The sequence below is a fragment of the Microbacterium sp. Y832 genome, assembly GCF_057669765.1.
This window is the reverse complement of the sequence record NZ_JBYHFM010000004.1, coordinates 391,143-402,671: the sequence shown is the minus strand read 5'-3', so window position 1 is coordinate 402,671 and position 11,529 is coordinate 391,143. Positions and strand designations below refer to the sequence as shown.

General features: G+C 68.6%; 7 protein-coding genes. All 7 read right to left on the bottom strand.

The window, feature by feature from the left end:
- Positions 1–84: 84 nt before the first annotated feature.
- The 7 genes from AC25YV_RS10475 to AC25YV_RS10445 all read right to left on the bottom strand — a co-directional run bounded on the left by AC25YV_RS10475 (position 85) and on the right by AC25YV_RS10445 (position 11,511).
- Positions 85–2,430 carry an ATP-binding cassette domain-containing protein gene (locus tag AC25YV_RS10475; protein WP_488123777.1) on the bottom strand — a complete coding sequence of 782 codons (2,346 nt, stop codon included), beginning with the start codon at positions 2,428–2,430 and terminating at the stop codon, positions 85–87.
- A gap of 53 nt (positions 2,431–2,483) precedes the next feature.
- Positions 2,484–3,047, bottom strand: a complete 564-nt coding sequence (locus AC25YV_RS10470; RefSeq protein WP_488123820.1) for a DNA-3-methyladenine glycosylase I — start codon at positions 3,045–3,047, stop codon at positions 2,484–2,486.
- A gap of 73 nt (positions 3,048–3,120) precedes the next feature.
- Entirely contained in the window at positions 3,121–4,092 is a 972-nt protein-coding gene (locus AC25YV_RS10465) for an epimerase (RefSeq protein ID WP_488123776.1), read from the bottom strand.
- A 64-nt stretch (positions 4,093–4,156) separates the two neighbouring features.
- A complete protein-coding gene (locus AC25YV_RS10460) occupies positions 4,157–6,265 on the bottom strand; it encodes an acyl-CoA dehydrogenase family protein (protein WP_488123775.1) in 2,109 nt (702 codons plus the stop codon).
- A gap of 164 nt (positions 6,266–6,429) precedes the next feature.
- On the bottom strand, positions 6,430–8,427 hold the full coding sequence (gene recQ, locus AC25YV_RS10455; RefSeq protein ID WP_488123774.1) for a DNA helicase RecQ: 1,998 nt from the start codon (positions 8,425–8,427) through the stop codon (positions 6,430–6,432).
- Between the two features lie 51 nt (positions 8,428–8,478).
- Positions 8,479–9,015, bottom strand: coding sequence for a DUF1697 domain-containing protein (locus AC25YV_RS10450; RefSeq protein ID WP_488123773.1), 537 nt, complete (start codon positions 9,013–9,015; stop codon positions 8,479–8,481).
- Positions 9,016–9,075: 60 nt separating this feature from the next.
- The gene (locus tag AC25YV_RS10445; protein WP_488123819.1) at positions 9,076–11,511 is read right to left on the bottom strand and encodes a DEAD/DEAH box helicase; all 2,436 of its coding nucleotides are present in this window, start codon (positions 11,509–11,511) and stop codon (positions 9,076–9,078) included.
- Positions 11,512–11,529: the final 18 nt, after the last annotated feature.

Genomic DNA, 11,529 nt, shown 5'->3' with positions numbered 1-11,529 from the left:
CACACTCGGAGGTGTGATCTGCTTAGCCTAACCGCGGAATGTTCCTCTTTCGCAACATAAAAGATGGGGAAGTTTCCCCATCTTTCACATGCCGACGTACTTCGCCAGGTGCGTCGCCGTGAGAGTGCCACCCGATGCCACAAGGTCAGCCGGCGTCCCCTCGAAGACGATGCGCCCGCCGTCGCGGCCTGCGCCGGCGCCGAGATCGATGATCCAGTCGGCATGCGCCATGACCGCCTGGTGGTGTTCTATGACGATGACGGAATTGCCCGCCTCGACGAGCCGGTCGAGCATGCTCAGCATGTTGTCGACGTCGGCGAGGTGCAGCCCCGTCGTGGGCTCGTCGAGCACGTAGACGGCGCCTTTCTTGGCCATCGAGATCGCCAGCTTCAGTCGCTGGCGTTCGCCGCCTGACAGCGTGTTGAGCGCCTGGCCGAGCGTGATGTACCCGAGCCCGACGTCGATGAGCCGCGCGAGCGTCGTGTGGGCGGGGCCTTTCGTGATGAACTCCGCTGCCTCGCCCGCCGACATCGCGAGCACCTCGGCGATGTTCTTGCCGTCGAGTCGGTACTCGAGCACGTCATCGCTGAACCCCGTGCCCTCGCACGTCTCGCACATCGTCTCGACGCTCTGCGTGAACCCGAGCTGCGTGATGATGACGCCGAGCCCCCGGCACGCCGGGCACGCGCCCTGCGAGTTCGCGCTGAACAGGGCGGGCTTGACCCCGTTTGCTTTGGCGAAGGCCGTGCGGACAGCATCGAGGATGCCCGTGTAGGTCGCCGGGCTCGACCGGCGCGAGCCCTTGATGGGTGCCTGATCGAGCACGACGACGTCGTCGAACGCGGGCACGTAGCCGTGGATGAGCGAGGACTTGCCCGAACCGGCGACGCCCGTCACGACCGTGAGGATGCCCAGCGGCACGTCGACGTCGACGTCCTTCAGGTTGTGCCGGTCGGCACCGCGGATCTCGAGCCTGCCCATCGCCGTGCGCACGGTGTCTTTAAGGCGCGCGCGATGGTCGAGGTGGCGGCCGGTGACGGTGTCGGATGCGCGCAGCCCCGCGACGTCGCCCGTGTACTGGATCTCTCCGCCCGCACGCCCCGCGCCCGGCCCGAGATCGACGACGTGGTCGGCGATCTCGATCACCTCGGGCTTGTGCTCGACGACGAGCACCGTGTTTCCCTTGTCGCGCAGTTGCTGCAGCAGGTCGTTCATCCGCTGGATGTCGTGCGGGTGAAGGCCCGCCGTCGGCTCGTCGAAGACGTAGCTGATGTCGGTGAGCGACGACCCGAGGTGGCGGATCATCTTCGTGCGCTGGGCTTCTCCGCCTGAGAGAGTTCCCGACGAGCGGTCGAGCGAGAGGTAGCCGAGCCCGATCTCGACGAACGAGTCGATCGTGTCGCGCAGGCCCCGCATGAGCGGGGCGACCTCGGGGTCGTCGACCGTGCGCAGCCAGGCGGCGAGATCGGTGATCTGCATCGCCGCGGCATCCGCGATGCTCGTGCCCTTGATCTTCGATGAGCGGGCCCCGTCGTTGAGACGGGTGCCCCCGCACGCGGGGCAGGGCAAGAACTTGACGGCACGGTCGACGAACGCGCGGATGTGCGGCTGCAGCGCATCGCGGTCTTTCTGCAGCATCGACTTGGTGATCTTGGAGACGAGCCCCTCGTAGGTCATGTTGATGCCCGACATCTTGACCTTCGTGGGCTCTTTGTAGAGGAAGTCCTGCAGCTCTTGATCGGTGTAGTCGGCGATGGGCTTGTGCGGGTCGACGAAGCCGGATTCGGTGTAGCCCTTCACCATCCAGCCGTCGACGCTGTAGCCGGGGATCGTGATGGCGCCGTCGGCGAGCGACTTCGTGCGGTCGAACAGTTCGTCGAGGTCGACGTCGCTGACCTCGCCGAGGCCTTCGCAGTTCGGGCACATGCCGCCGGTGATCTCGAAGGACCGGCGCTCTTTGATGCGCTGGCCCGCCTTTTCGATGGTGACCGCGCCGGCGCCCGTGACCGAGGGCACGTTGAACGAGAACGCCTGCGGCGAGCCGACGTGCGGCTGACCGAGTCTGCTGAACAGGATGCGGAGCATCGCGTGGGCGTCGGTGGCCGTGCCGACCGTCGAGCGGGAGTTGGCTCCCATGCGCTCCTGGTCGACGATGATCGCCGGGCTGATGTTCTCGAGTGCGTCGACCTCGGGGCGGTTCAGCTGCCCCATGAACTGCTGCACGAAGGTCGGATAGGTCTCGTTGATGAGGCGCTGTGATTCGTTCGCGATCGTGGCGAACACGAGCGACGACTTACCCGAGCCGCTCACGCCCGTGAAAACCGTGAGTCGACGTTTCGGGATCTCGACGCTGACGTCTTTGAGGTTGTTCTCGCGTGCCCCCACGACACGGATGACTTCATGCGAATCGGCGACGTGCTTGTCGGACATGGTCCTCCTCGAGTCGGCTACATTGTGCCGCACACCGCGGACACTTCGCGTCCTCAGGGCGAAGGCAGGGTGCGCCAGCAGCCGGCGACGTGGTCGTCGACCATGCCGGCGGACTGCATGAGGGCGTACATCGTCGTCGGACCGACGAAGCGGAAGCCGCGGCGGCGCAGCTCCTTGCTGAGCGCCGTGGATTCGGCGGTGGTCGCGGGGACGTCGGCGAAGGATGCGGGGCGCGTGCCGGGCGGGGGTGCGAAGGACCACATCAGCGCGTCGAGTTGTCCGGCATCCATCTCGCGCGCGATGCGCGCGTTCGAGATCGTGGCCTCGATCTTGGCGCGGTTGCGGATGATGCCCGCATCGGCCATGAGCCGTTCGACATCGCGCTCATCGAACTGCGCGACGGCCGTCGGATCGAACCCGGCGAAGACCTCGCGAAATCTCGGCCGTTTGCGCAGGATCGTGATCCACGACAATCCGGCCTGAAATCCTTCGAGGGCCATCTTCTCGAACAGGTGTCGGTCGCCGTGCAGCGCAACGCCCCACTCTTCGTCGTGGTACCGGGCATACTCGGCGTCCGTACCGACCCACGAGCACCGAGCACGACCGTCGAGCCCCATGATCGTGTCGGTCGTCACGGGTCGACTCTACGATGCGGCGTTTCCGCGGTGCTTTCGGGCTCTTCCGGCGGGCTCACGCGCGCGACAGCGCCGCCCGAAGGGCCTCTTCGAGATCGACGTGCTCGAATCCGAACCCCTCGCGAACGAGCCGCTCCGGCACGACCCACCGGCTCTTGAGCACGAGCTCCGGTTCGGTTCGAAACAACCACATCGCGGGCTCGAGCATCCGCCGCGGGATCGGCAGCCCGAACGGAACCCCCACGATCCGTTGCAGGGTCGCCATGAGCGTGCGATTGTCCGACGGGGTCGGGCTCGCGAGGTTGACCACGCCGTCGATGTCATCGCGGTCCCGCAGGAACCTGACCGCGCCGACGACGTCGTCGATGTGGATCCAGCTGAATCGCTGCCGTCCACGCGTGTCATAGTGCGGGGCGCGCCCGTCGCCGCTCGGTGAGACGCCGATCCCGCGGTAGCGACGATGCTGCGGCCACCACCCGTCGAGATGCGGACCGCCGAGTCCATTACGGGCGAGGGTCGCGAGCATCCGCGTCGCGGGACCATCGCCCAGCACGATCGCCATGCGCAGCGCCACGCGCCGCGTCTCAGGCCGATCGCCGGCGAAGAACTCGCCCTCCCAGTCCCGTGCGACGTCGACCGAGAACCCGTTGCCCAGGACGCCGTCGGCCTCGGTGTTCGCGGTGTCCATCGAGTGGCGGTAGATCGTCGCCGTCGAGGCGTTGAGCCACACGCGCGGCGGCCGGGCGGCAGCCACCACGGCCTCGCGAAGCGCACGCGTCGTCTCGATGCGCGACCGGTAGATCTCATCGCGGTTGGCGTCGATGTAGCGGCAGTTGACTGACTTGCCGGCGAGGTTGACCACGACGTCGGCGCCGTCGACGACGCGAGCGATCGCGGCCGGGTCATCCCACGTCACCGGCGCTGTTCTGCCGATCGTATCGACGTGATACCCGTCGGCGACGAAGGCCTCGACGACCCGCCTGCCGACGAAGCCCGTCGCACCCGCGATGACGACACGTGGCAGCATCCCTGATCCTCTCGTCGAACGGAACACGTTCAGACTACGAGCCGCATCGCGGCGCCCTCGTCAGCTACTTCTTCTTCTTGAGCGACTTCTCGGACACCGGCGCCGCCCCCGACGCCTTCAGCGCCGCGTAGTAGTCGCGAGCCTCGTTCTGACGCTCGCGCTCTGCACCCGACGCGATCGGGGCCCGCACGTGCTCGGGCTCGAGCCCGTACGCCTCGACGAGATCCTGCGCGTGCGGACGCAGCCGCGCCGCCAGACGATCGATGTAGCGAGACACCGACGCCGCGCGCTGAGCCGACAGGCGGCCGTTGATCAGATACCACGCGAGGTGCTTCTCGATCAGGTGCAAGCCGAACAGGTCCCGCAGCCACGAGAGCACCTGCTGCGTCGACGGGTCGGTCAGCTTGTTGATTCCGTCGGTGAAGGCCTCCCACTGCAAGAGCTCGCCGTGGGCGCGCGCCGCTTCGATGAGATCGGCCTGGTTCTGATTGAACAGGTCGGCCGCCTCGTCGATCGGCAGCTTCCCCGCCGGACGCAGTCGCCCGCCGACGTCGGCCACCATCTGCGTGACGCGCTCCGCGAGCAGTTCGTGCTGCTGGTCGGCGCGCAGTCCCAGCTCGACCGACCGCGCCGTCGAACCGAAGTCGGCGACAGCCTGCCCGAGCTGTCGCAGACCCGCGCCGTGGAAGACCTTGCCCGCCGTCTGCCCGACGGCGTAGCGGGCCAGAGCCGCGGCATCCTTGTTCTTGAACTGCTTGGCGTAGTCCGACAGCAGACGCTTGCCGACGAGCTGGAGCAGCACGTTGTTGTCGCCCTCGAACGTCGCATAGACGTCGAGATCCTGGTGCAGGGTGACCATGCGATTCTCGGCGAGGTAGCCCGCACCGCCACAGGCCTCGCGGGCCTCCTGCACGGTCGTGAGGGCGTTCCACGTCGACAGGGGCTTCAGCGCAGCGGCGAGCGTCTCGAGATCCTCGCGCTCGTCGGGGGTGTCGTTGCGGCCCGAGAAGACGCTGTCGAACTTTCGCAGCAGCTCATCGTGCGCGAAGTAATGCGCGTAGTTCTGGGCGAGCAGCGGCAGCAGCCGGCGCTGGTGCTTGCCGTAGTCGAGCAGCACGACCTCGTCGGTTCCGCTGCCCGAGTCGAACTGGCGGCGCTGGTTTCCGTACGTGATCGCGATCGTGAGCGCGAGCGCGGTCGCGGTCATCGCCGCACCGTCGAGCGAGACACGGCCCTGCACGAGCGCGCCGAGCATCGTGAAGAAGCGGCGGCCCGGGCTGGCGATGTCGCTCGAGTAGCTGCCGTCAGGTGCCACGTCGCCGTAGCGGTTGAGCAGGTTGTCGCGCGGGATGCGGACCTGGTCGAAGTGCAGGCGGCCGTTGTCGATGCCGTTGAGGCCGCCCTTGACGCCGTCGTCCTCGCCGCCGATACCCGGCAGGAAGGCTCCCTCGTCATCGCGCAGCGGCACGAAGAAGCAGTGCACGCCGTAATTGACGCCGCCCGTGATGAGCTGCGCGAAGACGGTCGCGGCCTTGCCGTGCAGAGCGGCGTTGCCGAGGTAGTCCTTCCAGGCGCCCCGGAACGGCGTGTGGATGACGAACTCCTCGGTCTCGGGGTCGTAGGTCGCTGTCGTCCCGATCGCGGCGACGTCCGAACCGTGGCCCGTCTCGGTCATCGCGAACGCACCCGGGATCTCGAGCGTCATGGCGCCTTCGAGCCACAGATCGTGGTGCTTCTTCGTGCCGAGGTGGTGGATCGCCGACCCGAACAGCCCCCACTGCACGCCCGCCTTGACCTGCAGGCTGGGGTCGGCGAGCACGAGCTCCTCGAAGCCCGAGATGTTCGCGCCGTTGTCGGCTTCGCCGCCGTACTCCTTGGGGTATGCCCGACCGGCTGCACCGTGGTCGACCAGCAGGTGCAGCTGGGTGAGGACGCGCTCCCGGTGCTCGGCCATGGGCGTGCCGGGGACCTGCCAGAACACGGGGTCCTTGATCATGGCGCGAGCGATGCGGCGGGTGTCAGCCCACGTGCCCAGCAGCAGATCGTTGACCGCCGCGGTGTCGATGCGCGGTTCGGACGCCTCGGCGGCCGTGTGCGCAGCCGTCGGTGCGCCGCCGGCGGGCGTGCGCTTGCTGGTGGCGGGCTTCGAGGACCGGACGACGGCATCGGCCATGGAACATCACCTTTCGTGCGACAGGAAATCTCCACCAACCGTAGGACTCCCACAAGTGGGCGCCAACCGCGTTAGACGAATGTCACAAAATGGGGTCGGGGCGCCGTCCGGACCGGTTGTGCGGTCCCGACAGCAGCACGGCCGGCCGGTCGCGGAGGCGGACCTCAGGCGTCGGCGACGACGGCCAGAACGGCTTCGCCGTATGCCTCGCGCTTCTTCGCTCCGATACCCGTGATGCCGTCGAGGTCGGCGAGGGTCGCGGGGCGCCGCTCGGCGAGCGCGCGCAGCGTCGCGTCGCCGAACACGATGTACGCGGGCACCCCGAGCTCTTTCGACACCGAGGCACGCCACGCGCGCAGCGCCTCGAACAGGTCGCGGTCTTTGTCGGCGACATCGACGGGCGCCGAGCCCTTGCGCAGCCGGGCAGGCCCCGCACCGCGTCCGAGCACATCCCGGCGCAGTGGCACGGGCACTTCGCCGCGCAGCACACCCGCTGCCGGCTCGCCGAGGGCGAGCGTGCCGTACTCGCCGCGGGCGACGAGGATGCCCCGCGCGAGAAGCTGCCGAACGACGCTTCTCCAGTCCTGGTCGGAAAGGTCGGACCCCAGGCCATAGGTCGACAGCGAGTCATGCCCCTGCTGGCGGATGCGATCGGTCGAGGCCCCGCGCAGGATGTCGATCAGGTGCCCCGCGCCATACGCCTGACCGCGCTCGCGCTGCAGTCGCACGATCGTCGAGAGGAGCTTCTGTGCGGGGATGAGCCCGTCCCACGTGTCGGGAGCCTCGAGGCACGTGTCGCAGTTTCCGCACGGAGCGGAGTCCTCGCCGAAGTAGGCGAGCAGGTTCTGGCGGCGGCATCCGACCGTCTCGCAGAGCGCGAGCATCGCGTCGAGATGCTGACCGAGCCGCATCTTGAACGCCCGCTCGCCGGGGCTCTGGTCGATGAGCCGGCGCTGCTGCACGACGTCGCCGAGCCCGTAGGCCATCCAGACGACGGATGCTGCGCCGTCACGGCCCGCGCGCCCCGTCTCTTGGTAGTACCCCTCGACCGATTTCGGCAGGTCGATGTGCGCGACGAAGCGCACATCGGGCTTGTCGATCCCCATTCCGAACGCGATCGTCGCCACCATGACGACGCCGTCTTCGCGCAGGAAGCGGGACTGGTTCGCCGCGCGCACCTCAGCCGGAAGCCCCGCGTGGTACGGCAGAGCATCGATGCCCTGCGTCTGCAGGAACTCGGCCATCTGCTCGACCGACTTGCGGCTGAGGGCATAGACGATGCCGGCGGGCCGAGGTTCGTCGCCGAGCGACCGGATGAACCCGACGAGCTGGCGTCGCGGATCGACCTTGGCCTCGATCCGGTACTGGATGTTCGGGCGATCGAAGCTCGCGACGTAGTGCTGCGCGTCGGGCAGGTGCAGGCGCTGCGTCAGCTCGCGGTGCGTCTCGCGCGTCGCCGTCGCCGTGAGCGCCATGCGCGGCACAGCGGGGAACCGCTCATGCAGGTCGCCGAGGGCAAGGTAGTCGGGGCGGAAGTCGTGCCCCCACTGCGACACGCAGTGGGCTTCGTCGATCGCGATGACGCTGAGCCGCCCGCGCTGAAGGAGCGCCGTCGTCGCCGAGCCCGAGAGGCGCTCGGGCGCGACGTAGAGCAGGTCGAGCTCACCCGCGAGATACGCCCGCTCGACCGCTGCCCGCTCGGCCGGCGCCTGCGTCGAATTGAGATAGGCCGCGCGCACGCCGTTGGCCACGAGCGCGTCGACCTGATCGTGCATGAGCGCGATGAGCGGGCTCACGACGAGCCCCGTGCCCGGCCTCACCAGGGCGGGCACTTGGTACGTGATGCTCTTGCCGGCACCGGTCGGCATCAGCACGACGGCGTCACCCCCGCCGACGACCTGCTCGACGACCGCGCCCTGATCCCCGCGGAAGGCGTCGTAGCCGAAGACCTCTTTCAGGACGACGCGCGGATCGGCACCCGTGAAGTCACGCCGGGGAGTGCCCGCGAAGGGGTCGGCGGCGGGAGCGTCGAGCCCGAACGGCGGCTCGTCGAACTCGGGCGGCGGCGCGAACTCATCGGGATCCCACGCGAGGTCGGCATAAGGATCGGTCGCCGCGTCAGCCGTCGCGAACGGCGCGGCGGACTCAGCTTCGCGGGACATCCCTCAAGCGTAACCACGGCCGCCGACGCCGGGCGCAGACCCGGAGCGGACTCAGCCCCACTTCGCCGCGATGGCCGCGATGACCGTGGCGTTGCGGGTCGTGCTGACCCCCAGCAGCCTCGCGACGCGCAGCGCCGGCACATCGGCGTACGCATAGCCCTCGACGAGCAGCGCGTGCACGGCGCGTCCGCGCACGACGACGTCTCCCGCATCGGATGACGTCGCTTCGACCTCGGCCACGACGCTGGGCTCGGGGGCCTCTTTCATGAGCGAGACGTAGTGGCGCACCGTCTTCGGACGCGCGGCGGCGAGCGCGGCCGCATCCCGCGCGATCTCGGCGAACTCACCCGGCCGGAACACGATCGTGGGCACCTCGAAGCCGCGATCGGCGAGGAACGCCCTCTCGAGGGTCTGCTCGATGCGCTCGCGCGAGCGCATCGTCGTCGCGAACCGCACATTGCCGGTGTTGATGTGGGTCTCGGCGTCGGCGAACCCGGCACCGGTCACGACCCGGCTGATGTCGTCCTTCGAGAACTTGCGTGTCGGACCCAGATTGATGGCCCTCAGAAACGCGAAGAAGGTCGCCATACGGTTACGGTATTGCGCGCGACGCACGGGCGGCACCCCCTTGTCGCGCAGCGGGATGGGCTACAGCCGCAGCACCTCGGTGACGTGCACGACGGCCGCGCCCGCCTCGACGGATGCCGCGAGGTCGACTTCGGCGCGGATTCTCCAGTCGTGGTTGCCCGCCGGGTCGTCGATCGTCTGCTCGACGAGCCAGCGGCCCGGGGTCGAGGTCTCGTCGATCGCGCACAGCCGCGGCGATCGCGCGGATCCGCCCGTGAGCATCTCGTCGTGCTCGTCGTAGTACGCATCGAGCACGGCGGGCCAGTCGACGTCGGGGTCGAGCTCGACGAGGGCGTCGTCGCGCTGCAGCGCGGCCAGCTGCACGCGACGGAAGAGCTCGTTGCGCACGAGCACCGTGAAGGCCCGACGGTTCGTCAGGATGGACGGCGGCGCAGGAGGCAGGACCGGTGCCTCACCCGCCGCGACGGGGTCGATGAGCGCGGCCCATTCGTCCACGAGCGACGAGTCCACCTGGCGCACGAGTTCGCCGAGCCATTCGACGAGGTCGTCGAACTCGTCGGTGCGCGCCTCGTTCGGCACCGTCTGGCGTACCGCCCGGTAGGCATCCGACAGATAACGCAGCACGAGACCCTCGCTGCGTGTCAGGTCGTAGAGCGAGACGAACTCTCCGAACGACAGCGCCTGCTCGTACATGTCGCGCACGACCGATTTGGGCGACAGCTCGAAATCCAGCACCCACGGCTGCGACGACGCGAACGTCTCGAACGCCTGGGCCAGCAGGTCGGCGAGCGGCTTGGGGTAGGTGATCTGCTCGACCAGCGCCATCCGCTCGTCGTACTCGATGCCGTCGCGCTTCATCGCGCCGATCGCCTCGCCGCGCGCGCGATGCTCCTGTTGCGACAGGATCGCGCGCGGGTCGTCGAGGGTCGATTCGATGACGCTGATGACATCGAGCGCGTAGTGCCCTGTGCCGGTTTCGTCGTCATCGGGTGACAGCAGCCCGATCGCGGCGAGCGCGAACGGCGACAGCGGCTGGTTGAGCGCGAAGTTGGGCTGCAGGTCGACCGTGAGGCTGATGCCCGACGGCCCGGCCTGCACGACGCCCGCGGTCACGAGCGTGCGGAAGATCGCGAGCGCGCGCCGGGCGAGCTCGTACTGACGCGCGCGGGGCTCGTGGTTGTCGAAGACGAGCGAGCGCACATTGCCGAACACGTCGCCGCCGCGCGCGATGACGTTGATGAGCATCGCGGCCGTGAGCTGCAGGTGCGGCACGAGAGGCTCCGGCGAGGCCGCGACGAGCCGATCGAACGAGCCCTCACCCCAGTTGACGGTGCCCATGGGGGCCTTCTTGCGCACGATCTTCTTGCGCTTGGCGGGGTCGTCGCCGGCCTTGCGCAACGCCGCCGCGTTCTCGATCTCCCACTCCGGCGCCATGACGATGACGTTGCCGTGCGTGTCGAAGCCCGCCCGGCCCGCGCGCCCCGCGATCTGGTGGAACTCGCGGGCAGAAAGCTGCCGCATCCGCTGTCCGTCGAACTTCGTCAGTGCCGTCACCATCACGGTGCGGATCGGCACGTTGATGCCGACGCCGAGCGTGTCGGTGCCGCAGATGACCTTGAGCAGCCCCTGCTGTGCGAGCGTTTCGACGAGGCGGCGGTAGCGGGGCAGCATGCCCGCGTGGTGCACCCCGATCCCCGCTCGCACGAGGCGCGAGAGGGTCTTGCCGAAACCGGTGTTGAAGCGGAACGCACCGAGCGCCTCGGCGATCGCGTCGCGCTGCTCACGCGAGGCGATCTTGGTGTTGACGAGCCCTTGCGCGCGTTCGAGCGCGGCCGCCTGCGAGAAGTGCACGATGTACACGGGCGTCTCGCGCTCATCGAGCAGATTCTGCACGACCTGGGGCACGGGCTCGCGCGAATACGAGAAGTGCAGCGGCACGGGCCGCTCCACCCCCGTCACGAGCGCCGTCGGCCGGCCCGTGCGGCGGGTGAGGTCGTCGGCGATCGGCGTGACATCGCCGAGGGTCGCCGACATGAGCAGGAACTGCGCGCGCTCGAGGATCAGCAGCGGCACCTGCCACGCCGATCCGCGATCGGGGTCGCCGTAGTAGTGGAACTCGTCCATCACGACCTGGTCGATGTCTGCGTCGGGGCCGCGGCGCAGCGCGATGTTCGCGAGGATCTCGGCCGTGCAGCACACGATCGGCGCATCGGGGTTCACCGACGAGTCGCCGGTCACCATGCCCACGTTCGCCGCGCCGAAGATGTCGACGAGGGCGAAGAACTTCTCGCTCACGAGGGCCTTGATGGGTGCCGTGTAGTACGTCCGACCGCCCCGGGCGAGGGATGCCGCGTGGGCGGCGATCGCGACGAGCGACTTGCCCGTCCCGGTGGGGGTCGACAGCACGACGTTCGCGCCCGAGACGAGCTCCATGACGGCTTCGTCCTGCGCGGGATAGAGCGTCAGCCCGCGGTCGGTCGCCCACTCGACGAACATGTCGTAGACGGCATCGGG

Bases quoted from the DNA above. Each gene is read 5' to 3' on its own strand.
- AC25YV_RS10475 (WP_488123777.1), bottom strand. From the start codon at position 2,430: ATGTCCGACAAGCACGTCGCCGATTCGCATGAAGTCATCCGTGTCGTG.
- AC25YV_RS10470 (WP_488123820.1), bottom strand. From the start codon at position 3,047: ATGGGGCTCGACGGTCGTGCTCGGTGCTCGTGGGTCGGTACGGACGCC.
- AC25YV_RS10465 (WP_488123776.1), bottom strand. From the start codon at position 4,092: ATGCTGCCACGTGTCGTCATCGCGGGTGCGACGGGCTTCGTCGGCAGG.
- AC25YV_RS10460 (WP_488123775.1), bottom strand. From the start codon at position 6,265: ATGGCCGATGCCGTCGTCCGGTCCTCGAAGCCCGCCACCAGCAAGCGC.
- recQ (WP_488123774.1), bottom strand. From the start codon at position 8,427: ATGTCCCGCGAAGCTGAGTCCGCCGCGCCGTTCGCGACGGCTGACGCG.
- AC25YV_RS10450 (WP_488123773.1), bottom strand. From the start codon at position 9,015: ATGGCGACCTTCTTCGCGTTTCTGAGGGCCATCAATCTGGGTCCGACA.
- AC25YV_RS10445 (WP_488123819.1), bottom strand. From the start codon at position 11,511: ATGTTCGTCGAGTGGGCGACCGACCGCGGGCTGACGCTCTATCCCGCG.